Origin of the sequence: Serratia sp. BNK-4, from assembly GCF_048685115.1 — a bacterium.
Lineage (GTDB): Bacteria > Pseudomonadota > Gammaproteobacteria > Enterobacterales > Enterobacteriaceae > Serratia > Serratia bockelmannii.
In genome coordinates this window covers 2333016-2350801 of sequence record NZ_JBLQTM010000001.1, presented here as the reverse complement: position 1 = coordinate 2350801, position 17786 = coordinate 2333016, and the positions used below count along the sequence as shown (strand labels likewise).

General features: G+C 61.2%; 15 protein-coding genes and 1 riboswitch. Of the genes, 8 read left to right on the top strand and 7 right to left on the bottom strand.

Features of this window, described 5'->3' with window-relative positions; genetic code table 11:
- Positions 1-26: 26 nt before the first annotated feature.
- Positions 27-1460, bottom strand: a complete 1434-nt coding sequence (locus ACMGGW_RS11320; RefSeq protein ID WP_025302925.1) for an NAD-dependent succinate-semialdehyde dehydrogenase — start codon at positions 1458-1460, stop codon at positions 27-29.
- Positions 1461-1656: 196 nt separating this feature from the next.
- On the opposite strand from ACMGGW_RS11320, the gene ACMGGW_RS11315 reads away from it, so the two are divergent.
- Entirely contained in the window at positions 1657-2484 is an 828-nt protein-coding gene (locus ACMGGW_RS11315; protein ID WP_164099667.1) for an AraC family transcriptional regulator, read from the top strand.
- Between the two features lie 98 nt (positions 2485-2582).
- A complete protein-coding gene (locus ACMGGW_RS11310) occupies positions 2583-3551 on the top strand; it encodes a DMT family transporter (RefSeq protein WP_043143475.1) in 969 nt (322 codons plus the stop codon).
- Positions 3552-3578: 27 nt separating this feature from the next.
- Here the strand turns inward: ACMGGW_RS11310 and fusA are convergent, their stop codons facing one another.
- Positions 3579-5684: an elongation factor G gene (gene fusA / locus ACMGGW_RS11305; RefSeq protein WP_164099668.1), complete on the bottom strand. Its 2106-nt coding sequence runs from the start codon at positions 5682-5684 to the stop codon at positions 3579-3581.
- 249 nt (positions 5685-5933) lie between these two features.
- Positions 5934-6182: a CsbD family protein gene (locus tag ACMGGW_RS11300; RefSeq protein WP_016927634.1), complete on the bottom strand. Its 249-nt coding sequence runs from the start codon at positions 6180-6182 to the stop codon at positions 5934-5936.
- 221 nt (positions 6183-6403) lie between these two features.
- On the opposite strand from ACMGGW_RS11300, the gene ACMGGW_RS11295 reads away from it, so the two are divergent.
- A complete protein-coding gene (locus ACMGGW_RS11295; RefSeq protein ID WP_164099669.1) occupies positions 6404-7900 on the top strand; it encodes an alpha/beta hydrolase in 1497 nt (498 codons plus the stop codon).
- Positions 7901-7930: 30 nt separating this feature from the next.
- On the opposite strand, the gene ACMGGW_RS11290 is transcribed toward ACMGGW_RS11295, so the two are convergent.
- The 3 genes from ACMGGW_RS11290 to ACMGGW_RS11280 are packed head-to-tail and all read right to left on the bottom strand — an operon-like array spanning position 7931 to position 11598.
- On the bottom strand, positions 7931-8968 hold the full coding sequence (locus ACMGGW_RS11290; protein WP_025302920.1) for an ABC transporter ATP-binding protein: 1038 nt from the start codon (positions 8966-8968) through the stop codon (positions 7931-7933).
- Positions 8965-10548 (bottom strand): ABC transporter permease, encoded by a 1584-nt coding sequence (locus ACMGGW_RS11285; protein WP_151428548.1) that lies wholly within the window; start codon positions 10546-10548, stop codon positions 8965-8967. Before ACMGGW_RS11285 ends, ACMGGW_RS11290 begins: the two co-directional genes overlap by 4 nt.
- Positions 10549-10581: 33 nt before the next feature.
- The gene (locus ACMGGW_RS11280) at positions 10582-11598 is read right to left on the bottom strand and encodes an iron ABC transporter substrate-binding protein (protein ID WP_043143486.1); all 1017 of its coding nucleotides are present in this window, start codon (positions 11596-11598) and stop codon (positions 10582-10584) included.
- A 411-nt stretch (positions 11599-12009) separates the two neighbouring features.
- On the opposite strand from ACMGGW_RS11280, the gene ACMGGW_RS11275 reads away from it, so the two are divergent.
- From ACMGGW_RS11275 to ACMGGW_RS11255, 5 genes are all read left to right on the top strand, one after another.
- On the top strand, positions 12010-13629 hold the full coding sequence (locus ACMGGW_RS11275; RefSeq protein WP_043143549.1) for an ABC transporter substrate-binding protein: 1620 nt from the start codon (positions 12010-12012) through the stop codon (positions 13627-13629).
- A 142-nt stretch (positions 13630-13771) separates the two neighbouring features.
- Positions 13772-13945: riboswitch (M-box (ykoK) riboswitch) on the top strand.
- 75 nt (positions 13946-14020) lie between these two features.
- Positions 14021-15043 carry a magnesium transporter gene (locus ACMGGW_RS11270; RefSeq protein ID WP_025302916.1) on the top strand — a complete coding sequence of 341 codons (1023 nt, stop codon included), beginning with the start codon at positions 14021-14023 and terminating at the stop codon, positions 15041-15043.
- Between the two features lie 132 nt (positions 15044-15175).
- Positions 15176-15268, top strand: a complete 93-nt coding sequence (gene mgtS / locus ACMGGW_RS11265; protein WP_004938109.1) for a protein MgtS — start codon at positions 15176-15178, stop codon at positions 15266-15268.
- A gap of 107 nt (positions 15269-15375) precedes the next feature.
- Positions 15376-15555 carry a hypothetical protein gene (locus ACMGGW_RS11260; RefSeq protein WP_025302915.1) on the top strand — a complete coding sequence of 60 codons (180 nt, stop codon included), beginning with the start codon at positions 15376-15378 and terminating at the stop codon, positions 15553-15555.
- 26 nt (positions 15556-15581) lie between these two features.
- Positions 15582-16958 carry a cation diffusion facilitator family transporter gene (locus ACMGGW_RS11255; RefSeq protein WP_164099670.1) on the top strand — a complete coding sequence of 459 codons (1377 nt, stop codon included), beginning with the start codon at positions 15582-15584 and terminating at the stop codon, positions 16956-16958.
- Here the strand turns inward: ACMGGW_RS11255 and ACMGGW_RS11250 are convergent.
- Complete coding sequence (locus tag ACMGGW_RS11250; RefSeq protein WP_142590346.1) at positions 16901-17746, bottom strand: inositol monophosphatase family protein; 846 nt, start codon at positions 17744-17746, stop codon at positions 16901-16903. The two genes, ACMGGW_RS11255 and ACMGGW_RS11250, sit on opposite strands and share 58 nt — an antisense overlap.
- Between the last annotated feature and the right edge of the window lie 40 nt (positions 17747-17786).

Genomic DNA, 17786 nt, shown 5'->3' with positions numbered 1-17786 from the left:
CTTCTGGCTATTCATCCGCCGGGCGATTAACGGCCGGCGACGGTGACAAAGCGCGTTTCCAGGTAGGATTCGATCGCTTCGCTGCCGCCTTCGGTGCCGTGGCCGGAGTCTTTCACGCCACCAAACGGCGTTTCCGGCAGGCCGAAACCGATGTGGTTGATGCTCAGCATGCCGCTCTCCACGTCACGCCCCAGCGCATTGACGGTGGCGATGTTGCGGCTGTAAGCGTAGGCGGCCAGCCCGTACGGCAGGCGGTTGGCTTCGGCGATCGCCTCGTCATAGGTAGCGAACGGGCGCAGCAGGGCGACCGGGCCAAACGGCTCTTCCGACATGGCGCGCGCGCTCAGCGGCACGTCGCGTAGCACCGTCGGCTCGAAGAAGTTGCCTTTGCCCGCCACGCGTTTGCCGCCGGTGCTGGCCTTCGCCCCGTGGGCGACGGCATCCTGCACCAGCGCCTCGATATTGTCGACGCTGCGGCCCAGCACCATCGGGCCCATCGTCACGCCGTCTTCCAGCCCGTTGCCGAGCTTGAGCTCACGCACCGCGGCGGTGAATTTCTCCACGAAGGCCTCATAAACGCCTTGTTGGATCAGGAAGCGGGTCGGGGCGATACAGACCTGGCCGGCGTTGCGGAACTTGGACTGCGCCAGCTCTTTGGCCGCCGCGTCGAGATCGGCATCGTCGAAGATCAGCACCGGCGCGTGGCCGCCCAGCTCCATGGTGGCCTTTTTCATATGCTGGCCGGCCAGCGCCGCCAAATGCTTGCCCACGCGAGTGGAGCCGGTGAAGGAGATCTTGCGAATGGTCGGATGGGGGATCAGGTATTCCGAAATGTCCGCCGGGGTGCCATACACCAGCGCGATCACCCCGGCCGGAATACCGGCGTCGGCGAAGGCTTTGATCAGTTCAGCCGGTGAGGCCGGCGTTTCTTCCGGACCTTTGACGATGATGGAACAGCCTGCCGCCAGCGCGGCGGACAGCTTGCGCACGATCTGGTTGATCGGGAAGTTCCACGGCGTGAAGGCGGCCACCGGGCCGACCGGCAGCTTGAGGGTTTGCTGCTGTACATCGCGGGCGCGGGAAGGAATGATCTGCCCGTAGGTGCGGGTGGCTTCGCCGGCGAACCAGTCGATAACGTCGGCGGCGTTGAGAATTTCGACTTTGGCCTGCGCCACCGGTTTGCCCTGTTCCTGCGTCATGACGGCGGCGATGGCGTTGGCGCGTTCGCGCAGCAGCGCCGCGGCTTTGCGCATCAGGTTGGCGCGCTGGTGCGCGGCGGTGTCGCGCCAGACGTTAAATCCGCGCTCGGTGGCGGCCAGCGCCAGATCGAGATCCTCTGCGGCGGCATGCGCCACTTGACCAATGACCTCGTCGGTAGCGGGATTGGTGACCGGCAGGGTTTTTCCGGCCAGTGCGCTGCGCCATTGTCCATCGATATACAGTTGAGTATCCGGATACATTGTTGCCTCTTGTTTGCGGAGTGTCAGGGGCCGATGAGCTTCGCGATGCGGCCCGTCTGAAAGGGACAGGGACCTTAACCCTACGCCGAATGGCGGCGATCGTCCAGGCGAGGGGCACGAAAGGAGCAGGGCGGCTACTCAACCGGCGATGTTTTGGCTATGCTGAGCAGATTGTCAGCACGGATGAGGAGGTCGGGTGCAAGGGGTTCCACAACAGTTTCCGTTCGAGAAGGACTGCGCGCAGTTCCGGCATTTGTCGCATCTGCCCGGCGTCGAACTCTATCAGGCGCATATCGAACGCTATGCCTTCGAGCCGCATACCCACGACGCCTTCGCCATCGGCACCGTGGACACCGGGGCGGAGCGTTTTCGCTATCGCGGGGCGCAGCACCTGGCGGCGCCGGGCGCGCTGGTGCTGATGAACCCGGACGAGCTGCACACCGGCGAAGCCGAAACGCCGGGCGGCTGGTGTTATCGCATGCTCTACCTGGCGCCCGAGGCGCTGGAGCAGCTGTCCGGCGATCGGTGCCAGTGGTTTACCGATGCGGTGCGCCACGATCCGCGGGCGGCGCAGCGCCTGTCCGCCATTCTCTCCACGCTGTGGCAAACCGACGATCCGCTCACGCTCGACGGCCTGCTGTTGGAGGCGGTCGAGCTGTTGCACCCGCACATCCGTACCGGGCGGCGAGAGAAAGCCGAGGCGGCGCACCGTTTCGAGGTGGTGAAAAGCTACCTGCACGATAACTTCGCCGAGGCCGTGACCCTCAACCAGCTGGCCGATCTGGTATCGCTCAGCCCGTACCATTTCCTGCGCAAGTTCAAGGCCGAATATCACGTTTCGCCGCAGCAGATGCTGATGGCGATCCGGCTGTCGCAGGCCAAACGCATGCTGGAGCGCGGCATGCCCGCCGCACAGGTGGCGGCGGCGGCGGGGCTGACCGATCAGGCGCACCTGACGCGCGCCTTCGCCAATCGTTACGGCGTCACGCCAGTGCGTTTCCAGAAACAGGTGAAATTGGGCTAAAACAGCAACCTGCTACAATAATTCCTCCCCGCGTTTTCGTTACTCTGCCGCTGTCTTGTCGGGCGGATTGGCCGCGCCGGCCGTTTGTCGGAGTCGTTATGTTCATTGGCGTTGTGTTTGCCCTGGCCGCCGGGCTGATGTGGGGACTGATTTTCGTCGGCCCGCTGCTGGTGCCGGATTATCCCGCCGCGCTGCAGTCCACCGGGCGCTATCTGGCCTTCGGGCTGATCACCTTGCCGCTGGCGTGGTTCGATCGCCGCCGCCTGCGCAAGCTGCGGCGCCAGGATTGGCTGGAAGCGCTCAAACTGACGGCCATCGGCAATCTGCTGTACTACCTGTGCCTGGCCAGCGCCATTCAGCGTACCGGCGCACCGGTATCGACCATGATCATCGGCACCTTGCCGGTGGTGATCGCCATCTGCGCCAATCTGTTTTACGGCAGGCACGACGGGCGGCTGGCCTGGAGCAAGCTGGCGCCGGCGCTGCTGCTGATCGTCTGCGGGTTAGCGTGCGTAAACATCGCCGAACTGCGCGGCAATGCGGTGCCGATCGACGGCTGGCGCTATCTCAGCGGCCTTGGGTTGGCCGCGTTGGCGGTGGCGTGCTGGACCTGGTTTCCGCTGCGCAATTCGCGTTGGCTGCGGGATAACCCGACGCAGCGGCCGGCCACCTGGGCCACGGCGCAGGGGCTGGTGACGCTGCCGCTGGCGCTGCTGGGCTATCTGGCGGTCTGCGGCCAATTGGCGCTGAGCGAACCGGCGTTTGCCTTGCCGTTCGGCCCGCGCCCCGAGGTATTTATCCCACTGATGCTGGTTATCGGCGTGTTCTGCTCCTGGCTGGGGGCGCTGTGCTGGAACGAAGCCAGCCAGCGGCTGCCGACGGTGTTGGTGGGGCCGCTTATCGTGTTCGAAATTCTGGCGGGGTTGGCCTATACCTTTCTGCTGCGCCAGGCCTGGCCGCCGCTGCTGACATTGGCCGGCATCGTTTGCCTGATCGCCGGCGTGGTGTACGCCATGCGTATCAAGCCGCAGCCGGTGGTGGTGGCGCTGGAGGACAAGCCGAGGTGACGCCCGCCGCGAAGGCGGGCGCGAGGGTTAACGCTTGCTGTGGTGAATGATTTCTTCGGCCACGTTGCGCGGCGCTTCGGCGTAGTGGCTAAATTCCATGGTGTAGGTGGCGCGGCCCTGCGACATCGAACGCAGGGTGGTCGAGTAACCGAACATCTCGGACAGCGGCACCTTGGCGCGAATTTCCTTGCCGCCGCCGCCCGGGATCTCTTCCATACCCTGTACTAGACCGCGGCGTGAGGAGAGGTCGCCCATCACGTTGCCGGCATAATCTTCCGGCGTTTCCACTTCTACCGACATGATCGGCTCAAGGATCACCGGGTCCGCCAGGCGGCAGGCGTCCTTGAAGCCGAAGATCGCCGCCATGCGGAACGCCTGTTCCGACGAGTCGACATCATGGTAAGAACCGAAGGTCAGGTGTACCTTGACGTCCACCACCTGATAACCGGCCAGCACGCCGTTATTCAGCGCCTCAAGCACGCCTTTTTTCACCGCCGGGATAAACTCGCCCGGAATGACGCCGCCCTTGATCTCATCGAAGAACTCGAAGCCTTTGCCAGGGTCGTTGGGTTCGACGGTCAGCACCACGTGGCCGTATTGCCCTTTACCGCCGGACTGGCGCACGAACTTGCCTTCCACGTCGGTTACCCGTTTGCGGATGGTTTCGCGGTACGACACCTGCGGCTTGCCGGTGGTAGTCTCCACCCCGAACTCGCGGCGCATGCGATCGACGATGATCTCCAGGTGCAGCTCGCCCATGCCGTAGATAATGGTCTGGCCGGATTCTTCATCGGTGCGCACGCGGAACGACGGATCTTCCGAAGAGAGCCGCTGCAGCGCAATGCCCATTTTCTCCTGGTCGCCCTTGGTCTTCGGCTCGATCGCTTGGGCGATCACCGGCTCGGGGAAGGTCATGCGCTCCAGCGTGATGATGGCGCCAGGGTCGCACAGCGTATCGCCGGTGGTGACGTCCTTCAGGCCGACGCAGGCGGCGATGTCGCCGGCGTGCAGTTCGTCGATGTCCTTACGATCGTTGGCGTGCATCTGCACGATGCGGCCGATGCGCTCCTTTTTGCCCTTGATTGGGTTGTAAACGCTGCTGCCTTTGGCCAGCACCCCGGAGTAGACGCGCACGAAGGTGAGTTGGCCGACGAACGGATCGGTCATCAGTTTGAACGCCAGCGCCGAGAATTTTTCGTTGTCGTCGGCTTTGCGAGTGATGATTTCATCATGTTCACCGTGGCCTTCCATCGGCGGCACGTCGAGCGGCGAGGGCATCAGTTCAATTACCGCGTCCAGCATGCGCTGCACCCCTTTGTTGCGGAACGCCGACCCGCACAGCATCGGCTGGATTTCGCCGGCGACGGTGCGCACCCGCAGCCCGTGAACGATCTCCTCTTCGCTCAGCGGCACCTGGTTGAGGTATTTCTCCATCAGTTCTTCCGACGCTTCGGCGGCGGCCTCAATCATGTTTTCACGCCACTCCTGTGCCGAGTCGCGCAGCTCTGCCGGGATCTCTTCGAAGCTGAAGTTCATGCCCTGCGAGGTCTCGTCCCACAGAATGGCTTTCATCCGCACCAGATCCACCACGCCGCTGAAGTGATCTTCGGCGCCGATAGGGATAACGATAGGCACCGGGTTGGCTTTCAGGCGCTCGATCATCATTTTGCGCACGCGGAAAAAATCCGCGCCGATGCGGTCCATCTTGTTGACGAACGCCAGCCGCGGCACTTTGTACTTGTTGGCCTGGCGCCAGACGGTTTCCGACTGCGGCTGCACGCCGCCCACCGAGTCATAGACCATCACGGCGCCGTCCAGCACGCGCATCGAACGCTCCACTTCAATGGTGAAATCGACGTGCCCGGGGGTGTCGATGATATTGATGCGGTGCTGCGGATAATTATGCTGCATGCCGTTCCAGAAGCAGGTGGTGGCCGCCGAGGTGATGGTGATGCCGCGCTCCTGTTCCTGCGCCATCCAGTCCATGGTCGCCGCGCCGTCATGCACTTCACCCAGCTTGTGGCTGACCCCGGTGTAAAACAGAATCCGCTCGGTGGTGGTGGTCTTGCCGGCATCGATATGCGCGGAGATGCCGATATTGCGGTAACGTTCGATAGGGGTGGTGCGAGCCATAATTAACCTTTCTTAGCCGCATGAAGGAGAGCGGCTTAAACAGCATGGATAATGATGATAATCCTCATAGGGTTATCCGCCGGATTGCAGAGCCTCGCTCTGGTCACAAACTAATCGTAGTTGAAGGCGTTAGTTTTTTTAAGCGATGGCTGTGATAGATGAAAGTTTGCGCGCATAACGGCGCCGGTGCAGAAAAGGGCGAAAAAAAAGGCCCGTAACGGGCCTGTTGTCGTAGGGCGCATTCGCCGCTTATTTGCGTCCCAGCAGGAAGCCGAAAACGATGCCGACCGCTGCTGCAACGGCTACGCCGGCCAGCGGGTTGGCTTCCACCTGCGTTCTTACGCTGTCCGCTGCGTCACGGGCGGCATAGCTGGCCTGGGAGGCGTATTTGCGCGCCGCGCCGCGCACCTGATGCTCCGGCGAATCAACGGCTTTGCCGAACGCTTCTTGTACCGCGCCTGCGGCTTCATTGGCTTTGTCTTCCGCTTTACCAAACATGCTGCTCTCCTGTTCCTTGTGGGTTAACGAACACTAAGCCTAGCAGGTGAATGGCATTTTTTGCAGCATTCTGTGCGTTATAAGATCAATCTGAGCAAAGAAAAGTCTTTCCATACGCACGGCGTCGGCTTCACCCGCGCGTTTTTTTATGTTCTATTGGCTAGCGGTTTAACCGAGAATCTTTACCCTTTGACCGATTCGTTGAGTTGAAAGGACTCCCCATGTCAGTACTGCGTATTCTGGCGCTGTTCGCCGCGACTGCCGCCGCGTTGCCCGCCCTGGCCAAGCCGGTGGCTCACGGCATGGCGGTCGAGAACGGCATTCGTTGGCAATCTTGTCTCAACAGCGGTTTTCAGCGCTGGTTCGATGAGGCGCCACCGCCGGGGCTGCGCTGCGGTTACCTCGAGGTGCCGTTAGCCTACGCCACGCCGCCCGCCCATGCGGCGCAGGCGGGCGAACAGACCGTGCGTCTGGCACTGACCCTGCAGCCCGCTACCGGGCCGAAAAAGGGCAGCGTAGTGATGATCAGCGGGGGCCCAGGCCTGCCGGGCATCAACCCCTATCTGGGCAACGACGCCCACGTCGCCAGACTGCGAAAATCCTACGATATCATCGGTTACGATCCGCGCGGCGTCGGTCAGTCGACGCCGAAAATCTCCTGCCAGCTGGCCGAAGGCGACGAAACCCCGACGCCGGACGACAACGACGTGGCCGGTGCGGAGAATCAGACGCGCACCCTGATTGCCGCCTGCATCAAACAAACCGGCGCGGACGTGTTGCAACACATCGGCACCGACGAGGCGGTCAACGATCTGAACGCAATCCGCCACGCGCTAGGCGAACCGGGGCTGACGGCGGTGGCGTACTCTTACGGCACCAAGGTGGCGGCGCTGTATGCCGAACGTTTTCCGAAGAAAACGCGCGCGCTGGTGCTGGACGGGGTGGTGGATCTGGCGGAGGACGATTTCACCCAGCGCATGAACCAGGAGCGGGGCTTCCAGCAAAGCTTCCTGCGCTTCGCCGCCTACTGCGGCAAAACCGACAGCTGCCAGCTGGGCGGCGGCGCTAATCAGGCGCTGCAGCGCTATCATGCCTTACTGCGCAAGCTGCACGATCAACCGTTCGTCACTGCGGCGGGCTATGAAATCTCCGCCGACGATGTGCTGACGGTCACGCGTTCGCTGCTGCTGTGGCCGGAGCGCTGGCATGAGCTGGCGACCGTGCTGCGTCAACTCGATGCCGGCATCGCCGGGCAGCAGGTTTCCGATCTGATTGACGAAAGCTATTCGCCGGACGCCGATGACGCCCTGAACGTCATCACCTGCGCCGACGTCGCCAACCCGACAGCCGATCCGCAGCAGTTGCGCAGGCAGCGGCAGGAGATCAATACCGCTGCTTTGTACGCTCACTACCTGCCGCTACACGAGTATCCGCTGGAAATGTGCGATCTATGGCCGTACCGCGGCAAAGATCGGCCGCACACCCCGGTGGCGTCCGCCGCGCTGCCGCCGCTGCTGTTCGTCGCCCAGCGCTACGATCCGACCACGCCGTACCGCAACGCCCAGGTGATGGCCGCCGCCTTTAAAAGCCCGCTGATCACCCGCGAACGCGACGGACATACGCTGGCGCTGAACGGCATCGACAGCTGCGTTGACGAAAGCGTGGTGGAGTATCTGCTGGCGCCGAAAAAGCCGCGCCGCGACAAGGTTTGCCGCTGAGGAGGCCGGGGCAGCCCGGCCACAAGAGAGTCAGCCGGCGAAAATATGCGCCTGGCCCATCACGTTGAGATTGACTTGTGCACCGGGCCGCAGGCCTTCGCGGCTGACGGTTTTGATCTCGAGCTGTGCGCCGGTGGCCGCCATTTGCAGATTGAGGGTGGAGACGAAGCCGGCGAAATCGATGCCGGTGATCACCGCCTGGCCGCGCTGCGCCGGATCAGACAAACCGATTTGAATCTGCTCCGGGCGCAGCATGATGCGCGCTGAGCCGCTGCGTTGGCGATCGTCGACGGCGATGCGCCCCAATGCGCAGTCTGCCCAGCCCTGCGCCAGTTCGGCGGTCAGCACCAGCGTTTCGCCAAGGAAACTGGCGGTCGGTTCATCGACCGGGCGCAGATAGAGATCTTGCGGCGCGCCCACCTGCGCCAGCCGGCCGTTGCGCATCACCGCCACCTGATCGGCGAACGACAGCGCCTCGCTCTGATCGTGGGTGACCAGGATCGACGCGACTTTGGCCTCCGTCAGCAGTTCGGCCACCGCTTTGCGGGTGGCGGCGCGCAGGCCGGTATCCAGCGCCGAGAACGGCTCATCCAGCAACATCAGCCGAGGTTGTTGCGACAAAGCGCGCGCCAGCGCGACCCGCTGCTGCTGTCCGCCGGACAACTCGTGCGGCCACAGCGCGGCCAGGCGGCGATCCAGCGCTACCATTTCCATCAGCGCCTCAATACGGTGCTGTTTCTCGCGTTTGCTGCCTTTAAGGCCAAAACCGATGTTGCCGGCAACGGTAAAGTGCGGGAACAGTGCGCCATCCTGCGGGACGAAGCCGATGCCGCGCAGATGCGCCGGCACCCAGCCGCCGCCGTTGCCCATGGCTTGCCCTTGCAGCAGGATCTGGCCGCCGTCGGGGATTTCAAAGCCGGCGATGATGCGCAGCAGGGTGGTTTTGCCGGAGCCGGAAGGGCCGACGATCGCCGTGCGGCTGCCGGCGGCAACCTGCAGGTCGATGTGTTCCAGCACCCTGATGGCATTGTAAGATTTTCCGATACCGTGCAGTTCGAGCGTGCTCATAGTCCCGCCGTACGTTTAGATTGAGAGTAAAGAAGCCAGGTGAGCGGCAGCGACAGCGCCACCATAATCAGCGCATAAGGCGCGGCGGCGACATAGTCTATCTCGCTGGTCAGCGCCCAAAATCCGGTGGCCAGCGTGCGGGTGCCGTTCGGCGCCAGCAGCAGCGTGGCGGTCAGTTCATTGGCGATCGCCAGAAACACCAGCGCGGCGCCCGCAGCGGCGCCCGGCGCCGCCAGCCGCAGCGTGGTGCTCCACAGCGCCTGCGCCGGCGATTTGCCGAGGCTGCGCGCCACGTTTTCCAATTCCACCGGCGCCTGTGCGATACCGGCGCGCAGATTGATCAGCGCCCGCGGCATAAACATCAGCAGATATGCCAGCAGCAGGGTGATTTCGGTCTGGTAAATCGGCCGGAAGCTGTGAATGGTGATGGTCACCAGCGCCAGCGCCACCACGATACCAGGCAGCGAGCTGGTCACGTAGTTGCAGCCTTCCAGCACCCGATACAGCCGGGCCGGATAGCGTACCGACAGCCAGGCCATCGGAATGGCGCACAGCGTAATCAACAATGCGCCAGCGGCGGACAGCGACAGCGTTTGCCACAGCGCGGGCCACAGCTCGGCGTTACGCCACACCTCGAATCCACCCAGCCAAAGCCAGCGGGCCAGGGTGATGAAAGGCACGCCCAGCGCCAACGCGGTCAGCGCGATCGGCAGCAGCAGCGCCAGTGCGGCGAACGGCGCTGACAGGCGACGCGGCGTTTGGCTGCGGGCGCTGCCGGAACCGACGCGGGCATAGCGCGCGCGGCCGCGGCTGAGAGCCTCAAGCAACAGCAGCCCCAGGCAGCACAGCACCAACACGCCGGCCAGCATGTTGGCCGCCGGGCCGTTGAAGGTCGACTGGAACTGATCGAAGATCGCGGTGGTAAAGGTATCGAAACGGATCATGGCGTACAGGCCATACTCCGCCAGCAGGTGCAGCGCGATCAGCAACGAACCGCCCCAGACCGCCAGCTTCAGCTGCGGCAGCACCACGCGGAAAAACACCGCCGGCGGCCGGGAACCAAGCGAGGTAGCGACGTCTTCGATACCGGGATCCAGGCGGCGCAGCACGGCGGCGGCCGGTAGGTAAATGAACGGGAAATAGGCGAGCACCGAGATGAAAACGCCGGCGCCCAGGCCGTGCATCGACGGCACCAGGCTGATCCAGGCATAGCTTTGCACAAAGGCCGGCACCGCCAGCGGCGCGGTGGCCAATACCGCCCAGAGACGGCGGCCCGGCAGCGTAGTGCGTTCGGTCAACCAGGCCAGGGCCACGCCCAGCACGGCGCAGATCGGCAGCGTCAACACCACCAACAGTAGGGTGTTCAACAGCAGTTCCGCCACGCGTGGGCGGAAAACCAGAGCTTTGACCATTTGCCAGCCGGTTTCAAACGCCACGCCGATAACGAATCCCAGCGGCAACAGCGCCAGCAGCGACAGCAGCACAGCGCTGGCCACCACGATCGCCCCTGGCCGCGGGTGACGGGGGACAACAGAATAACGCCGCGCGGTCTGCGCGGCGTGGGTACTCAGGTTTGACATAACGATCAAAAACTCTCGGTTTGCCGGCGGGCCTTACAGCAGGCCGGCCTCGGTCATCAGTTCGACCACTTTTTTACTGTTCAGCTGCGCGGCGTCTACTTTCGGTGCGTCCAGATCTTTCAGCGGCACCAGTTTCGGGTTGGAGGCCGCACCGACGCCGACGGCGTATTCGAAGGCATTGTTGGTGCGCAGGATCTCCTGGCCCTGTTTGCCGGTGATCCACTTGATGAAGGCCTGCGCCTGCTGCTGATGCTTGCTGGAAGCCAGCACGCCGCCGCCGGAGATGCTGACGAATGCGCCCGGATCCTGATGTTTGAAGTAATACAGCTTGATGTTGTTGCTGTTCTCGCCGGTTTTAGCGCCGTCGACGAACGGGTAGTAATGATAGATCACGCCGCTGTCGATCTGGCCGGCATTGACCGCTTTCATCACCGTGCTGTTGCCTTTATAGGCGGTAAAGTTGGTTTTCATCGCTTTCAGCCACTCCAGCGTGGCTTTCTCGCCTTTCAGCGCCAGCAGCGCGCTGACGATCGCCTGGAAATCGGCGCCCGATGGCGAAGCGGCCCAGCGGCCTTTCCATTCCGGCTTGGCCAGATCCAGCAGCGACTTCGGCAACTGCGCGTCGGTCAGTTTGGCCGGGTTGTAGACGAACACGGTAGAACGGGCGGCGATGCCGGTCCAGCGGCCGTGGCTGGGGCGATATTGCGGCTCTACCTGGGCCAACGTCGCGGCGTCCAGCGGGGCGAACAGCTTGGCGTTATCCACCAACACCATCGCCGGGGAGTTTTCCGTCAGGAACACGTCGGCAGGCGAGGCGCTGCCTTCCTGCACCAGCTGATTGCCCAGCTCGCTGTCGCCGCCGTTGCGCAGCGTGACTTTGATGCCGGTGTCTTTGGTAAACCCGTCGACCCAGGATTTCACCAGATTTTCATGCTGGGCGTTGTAAATAACGATGCCCTGGTCGGCGGAGGCCGCCTGAGCGCCAAAGGCCAGCATCATCGAGGAGGCGAGCAGGGCGACGGGGCCGAGAGATGAAATACGCAGCTTCATGCAGTTATCCTTTTTAGCGTTCGAATGAAGAAAACGAATATCGCCTGGCAAGCGCAAGCAGGCCGATTTTAGCCAAGAACATCAATAATGATAGTGAAAACGATTCGTATTAAATTATTTTTGACGATCGCTCACAAAATGAATTGCCCTAAGGATACGTTAAGCTTCGGCTGGAATAATCTATATTGATTGCCTGAATTTATGTCACCGCCGATTCACGGCGTTCCCGGCGGCAATGCCGGTCTCCGCGTTTATCCTCGTGTTCTTTATCGTTCCGTCACCAGTACTCCTTTGATAATGAAAGAAATTCAACACCGCTTTTGGTTATGACTCATAGCGATTAATGATTTAATTTATTCCACTGCCTCATTGCATATTGAACGCGATAAAACACTCATCAGGGATATCGACGTGAAATATTCATTCAATGGCAAGAAATTGGCTGGTTTAATCATCCTGGCTTTTAACGCGACGGTCGCACAGGCGGCCGAGGTGCCGGCGGGCGCTAAACTGGCGGCGGCGCAAGAACTGGTGCGCGCCAACGGGTATGAACCGGCGACGCTGGATCCAAACCTGGCCGAGAGCAATGTGGAGTTCTACATCTTCAACGATCTGTTCGAAGGCTTGCTGCGCGTCGGAAAAGACGGCGAAGTGATCCCGGCGCTGGCACAGAAGTGGGAGCACCAGGGCAACGTCTGGACTTTCCATCTGCGGCCGCAGGCCAAGTGGTCGAACGGCGATCCGGTCACCGCCGACGATTTCGTCTACAGTTGGCAGCGCCTCACCGATCCGAAAACCGCGTCGCCGTACGGCAGCTATCTGGCTTCGGCCTACGTGCTGAACGCGGCGGCGATCAACGCCGGCAGCAAGCCGCCGAGCGAGCTGGGCGTCAAGGCGCTAGATGCGCACACCCTGCAGGTGACGCTGTCGGAGCCCAACTCCTATCTGCTCAAACAACTGGTGCATTTTCCGGTCTTGCCGGTTAACCGCAAGGTGGTGGAGCAGTACGGCAAAAACTGGACTCAACCGGCGCATTTTGTCGGCAACGGCGCGTTCCGCCTCAGCCAGTGGGTGGTGAACGAAAAGGTGGTGGTGGAACGCAATCCGCAGTATTGGGATAACGCCAACACCGTGCTCAACAAGGTGACGTTCTTGCCGATACAGGGATTCCCGGAAGTGGCGCGTTTTCGCGCCGGCGAGGTGGAATTGGGGTATACCACGCCGCCGGAGCTGTATCAGCAGCTGAAAAAAACGCTCGGTGAGCAACAGCTGGTGACCTATCCGCTGCTCTCCACCAGCTATTTCGCCTTCAACAACCGCCAGGCGCCGTTCAACGACGTGCGGGTGCGTCAGGCGCTGAATCTGGCGCTGGATAAAGAGATCATCGCCGGCAAGGTGCTGGGATATGGCCAGCAGCCGGCCTGGACCTTTACCCCAACGGGGGCGGGCGGCTATCGCCTGCAGCCCGGTGCCGCGGCCGGCTGGACGCCGGAACAACGGCACGCCCAGGCGAAGCAACTGCTGGCGCAGGCCGGTTTCAACGCCGAGCATCCGCTGCGCTTTACCGTGCTGTACAGTAACGACGCCACCATCAAGAAGATCGTCATCGCCGCCGCCGCCATGTGGAAAAAGAACCTCGGGGTAGAGGCCACCTTGCAAAGCCAGGAGCGTAAAGTGACGCTGGATAATATCAACCGCGGGCAGTACGGCGTGGCCTTTACTCGATGGCTGGCGGATTACAACGATCCGTCTACTTTCCTGAACGTGTTCCGTTCCGACAGCAGCGAAAACAGCCCCAAATACCGCAATCCGGAGTACGATCGCATTCTGCATCAGGCGACGGCGGCGCCGACACCGCAGCAGGTGCAGCAGTATTTCCAGCAGGCCGAGGCGGTGCTGGCCGTCGATACGCCGGTCGCGCCGGTGTACTACGAAGCCAACGCCACGCTGGTCAAACCTTACGTGAAGGGGATCGACTTTACCCGTCAGGGCGCGCTATACGATAAAAACGTCTACATTCTCGCGCACTGAGAAATAAAAAAACGGCTGATTTATATCAGCCGTTTTTATAGATTCACATTTAATAAAATTATCCTAAATACTCCATAAACGACGGGCAATCTTTTCTTCCCGCCGGATAAAACAACGCCTATACTGCGCCGGTAGTTTATATGCAGTATCTCGTTTGGCGAGGCTCCTATACAAACACAGGTTACTGATCTGACGACATCGAGAGATGCCCAAGGTTAAGACAGGCTTTATCGGATTAAGGTTCAGCCCAAAGTAACTTCCGAGCAACAATTCGGATACGTTGTATAGTGCTAAAACCTGGACGCGGAGATAGGCAGTCTGCACTCCCTCTGTGGTTACGCCCCTATGCGATTCGCTGTTGAAGTTCACAACAGAAATAGGGACTGACAAAATGATCAAGTCACATCAATACTCTTCTTCTCCGGCGCTGCGCGCGACTGAAACTCTCGATGAAACTTCAGTTGCCGGTTATATGAACGCCGATTTTATTACCGTTCCCGCGACGATGACGGTCACGCATGCCCGGGAATATTTACTTTCGCAGCTAAAAACGGACGAAATTCCCACCCGGGTCTTTATTACCGCGGACGACTATCATTTGCGCGGCACGCTGTCGGTGAAAAAACTGCTGCAGTGCGACGATGAGGATAAAGCGGTCGGCGTAATGATGGATTACAGCTATTTCCAGGTTTCACCCGACGACGATCGCAATGACGTGGCGCATCTGCTGGGCAAAGGCGGTTTGGACGTGGTGCCGGTCGTGGCGAACAACACGCTGGTCGGCGTGCTGGGCGAGCGCGAGATCGCTCGGCTGGTCGAAGATGAAAACACCGAAGACGCGCAGCGTCAGGGCGCGAGCCTGCCGCTGGACAAGCCTTATCTGGAGACCAGCCCGTGGGCGCTGTGGCGCAAACGCTCGGTGTGGCTGCTGATGTTGTTCGTGGCCGAAGCTTACACCGGCAACGTGCTGAAAGCGTTTGAAGATCAGCTCGAAGCGGCGATTGCGCTGGCGTTCTTCATCCCGTTGCTGATCGGCACCGGCGGCAACAGCGGCACTCAGATCACCTCGACGCTGGTGCGTGCTATGGCGCTGGGCGAGGTCAGCCTGCGCAATCTGGGCGCAGTGATCCGCAAAGAGGTCACGACCTCGCTGCTGATCGCCGTCACCATCGGTCTGGCGGCCTGGGTGCGCGCCTGGATCATGGGCGTCGGCATGGAGGTGACGCTGGTGGTCAGCCTGTCGCTGGTGGCGATCACCGTATGGAGCGCCATTGTTTCGTCGATCATCCCGATGCTGCTGAAACGGCTCGGTATCGATCCAGCGGTGGTGTCGGCGCCGTTTATCGCCACCTTTATCGACGGCACCGGCCTGATTATTTATTTCAAAATCGCCCAGCACGTCCTGGGAATTTAAACGGGTCCCGCGCTTGAAAGCGCGGGAATGTTGCCAAAAAGAGGAGGACGTTAAAAAACCATGGATACCGACCAACCCCGATATTTAACGCAAGGGGCTTTTATCGATAACATTTAACCTGAGGACAAAATAATGGGAAACATGACTATTTTTATGGGATTCCTGGCAATGATCAGCTCGCTGGGCCTGTTGGCGGCCTATATGAGCACCAAATGGGATGATTGATGAACGCTAAAGATCCGCCTAGATGCATCCTCCCCGTAACCGCTATTTATTATGGGGAGGATTTAGTGGCGCGCTGAACGCGCGGCCTGATACGGGAGTTGATAATAATGACGATTCTTATTCTGGGATTGCTCTACGCCATTTTAATGATCTCGGTGGGCGTTAATGAGATTTATTTTTATTCCACCGGAAAATCCAATTTTCTTACTAGCCTCATGCTGACATTCTCTGGCAGTATGCTGCTGATCGCCTTTGTCTGGCAATTATCCGCTAAAGTAAAAAAATAAATCACCGTCTGAATGTGAGCAGCATCATGCAGAATGAAAAACAGGCCGTGGCCAGAAACTCGATGATTGCCAGCGGGGTGCTGGCCACGGGCAAATTCGTCGCCGGCATTTTTACCGGCAGTATTGGCCTGATATCCGAAGGGATCCACTCTTTCACCGATTTTATCGCCACCAGCATCACCTGGCTGGCGGTGCGCATCAGCGATAAACCCGTCGATGACGATCACCACTTCGGCCACGGCAAAGTGGAAAACCTGGCGGCGCTGTTCGAAGTGCTGTTGTTGCTGGGCGCCGCCGGTTGGATTGTCTATGAGGCGGGCAGCAGCCTGCTCGGGCAACCGCATGAGATCGTCGCGGCGCCGGTGGTGATCGCGGTGTTGCTGATCTCCATCTGCGTCGATTTCTTCCGCGTGCGGGCGCTCAACCGCGTCGCCAAAGCCACCGACAGCGCGGCGCTGGAGGCGGATGCGCTGCATTTTTTCTCCGACATGCTTTCATCCGGCGTGGTGCTGCTGGGCATGGTGTTTGTGCTGCTAGGCTTTGGCCGTGCGGACGCCATCGCCGCGCTGATCGTCGCCGGTTTTATCTTTGTCGCCGCAATCAAGCTCGGTAAACGCTCCTTCGACTCGTTGATGGATACTGCGCCCGCCGGAGCCACCGAAGCGATTCGCGCCACGCTGGACAGCTTTCCGGCGGTGCTGGCCTGCGACAGCGTGCGCATTCGCAACGCCGGCGCCGTAATGTTTGTCGAGATCACGGTGGCGGTGTGCCGCACCTTGCCGCTGGAATGCATCGACGCGCTGAAGCGAGAAATTGTTGAGCGACTGCGGGAGCAATACGCCAGGGCGGAGTTTACCGTCATCGCGGTGCCACAGACCCGCAGCGATGAGGACATGGCGACCCGCATTCGGGCGATTGCCGCCAACCACGGCGCGCAGGTGCAGAATGTGACCTTGCAGCAGTTGCCGACGCGTATGGCGATCGGCATGGATTTGGCGGTGCCGGCCCACGTCAGCGTGGCGCAGGCGCATGACATCGCCACGGAAATAGAAGGGATCCTGCGCCAGGCGATCGGCGAAGACACTGAAATAGAGACGCACCTGGAGCCGCAGACGCCGCACTGGCTGACCAGCGAGGATGTCGATGCGGCGGAGCTGGCTGCTATTCGCCGCATCCTGCAATCGGCGCTGGAGCAGGGGGAGAATGTGCAAGACGTACACAACATCCGTGCGCGCAAGACCGACGGCGGCATCATCGTAAACTTCCACTGCCGCGTGTCGCCGGCGGTAACCATCGCCGCCGCGCACGATGCGGTCGATCGGGTCGAGCGGCGGCTGCGCGCGCTTTATCCGGCCATCACGCGCGCGATAGGGCACGTCGAGCCGATCAAGCCCGGCATTTGAATCAGCTCGGCCAACTGCGGATAGAGCACCGCGTTGGCCAGTAGCAACGGGTTGCCGCGCCGCAGCCCGTTGTTGTGCATAAAGTCATTCGCCACGCCGCCGGCTTCGCGCGTCAGCACCAGTCCAGGCAGACTGTCCCAGGCATTCATGTGCGGTTCGTAATAGCCCAGCAGCCGTCCGGCGGCCACCTGGGCGGTCATCAACGCGCCGGAGCCGCTGCGCACAAACATTCCTCCCGCCTGCAGCAGGCGACAGAGAAAGCCGCTGAATTCCGCCGCCGAGGCGCGCGGTGATATCCCGACGCCCATCACGCCATCCGCAACGCTGCGCCCGGCATGCACGCCTATCGGTTCCCCGTTGAGGAAGGCGCCGCCGCCGCGGCAGGCGCGGAACATCTCGCGGTGGTTGGGATCGTAGACCACACCGATCGTCGGCTCGCCGTCGATCACCACGCCTATCGCGATACACCAGGTATGCAACCCGTTCAGGAAGCAGGCGGTGCCATCGATAGGATCGACGACCCAAACGCAGGCGGCGTGCTCGCCGCTGCTGCCGCTCTCTTCGCCGAGAAAGCCATCCTGGGGAAACCGGCGATTGATCATGCGGCGGATCAGCGCTTCGACGCGGCGGTCGGCTTCGCTGACCACGTCCTGCAGCCCCTGTTTAAAGTCGACCGCCAGGCTTTGCCGCCGTTGATAAAAACTGAAAGCGAGATCGGCGGCGGCGCGGGCGATCTCACGCGCGAAGCGGTAGCGCGTTTCGATATCCTGTGGGGAAAGTAACGGCATGGCAGGCTCGATAACAAAGAATGAATCGACTTACTCTGCC

Coding starts and splice junctions, on each gene's coding strand:
- ACMGGW_RS11320 (WP_025302925.1), bottom strand. CDS start 1,460: ATGTATCCGGATACTCAACTGTATATCGATGGACAATGGCGCAGCGCA.
- ACMGGW_RS11310 (WP_043143475.1), top strand. CDS start 2,583: ATGTTCATTGGCGTTGTGTTTGCCCTGGCCGCCGGGCTGATGTGGGGA.
- fusA (WP_164099668.1), bottom strand. CDS start 5,684: ATGGCTCGCACCACCCCTATCGAACGTTACCGCAATATCGGCATCTCC.
- ACMGGW_RS11300 (WP_016927634.1), bottom strand. CDS start 6,182: ATGTTTGGTAAAGCGGAAGACAAAGCCAATGAAGCCGCAGGCGCGGTA.
- ACMGGW_RS11295 (WP_164099669.1), top strand. CDS start 6,404: ATGTCAGTACTGCGTATTCTGGCGCTGTTCGCCGCGACTGCCGCCGCG.
- ACMGGW_RS11290 (WP_025302920.1), bottom strand. CDS start 8,968: ATGAGCACGCTCGAACTGCACGGTATCGGAAAATCTTACAATGCCATC.
- ACMGGW_RS11285 (WP_151428548.1), bottom strand. CDS start 10,548: ATGTCAAACCTGAGTACCCACGCCGCGCAGACCGCGCGGCGTTATTCT.
- ACMGGW_RS11280 (WP_043143486.1), bottom strand. CDS start 11,598: ATGAAGCTGCGTATTTCATCTCTCGGCCCCGTCGCCCTGCTCGCCTCC.
- ACMGGW_RS11270 (WP_025302916.1), top strand. CDS start 14,021: ATGATCAAGTCACATCAATACTCTTCTTCTCCGGCGCTGCGCGCGACT.
- mgtS (WP_004938109.1), top strand. CDS start 15,176: ATGGGAAACATGACTATTTTTATGGGATTCCTGGCAATGATCAGCTCG.
- ACMGGW_RS11260 (WP_025302915.1), top strand. CDS start 15,376: ATGACGATTCTTATTCTGGGATTGCTCTACGCCATTTTAATGATCTCG.
- ACMGGW_RS11255 (WP_164099670.1), top strand. CDS start 15,582: ATGCAGAATGAAAAACAGGCCGTGGCCAGAAACTCGATGATTGCCAGC.
- ACMGGW_RS11250 (WP_142590346.1), bottom strand. CDS start 17,746: ATGCCGTTACTTTCCCCACAGGATATCGAAACGCGCTACCGCTTCGCG.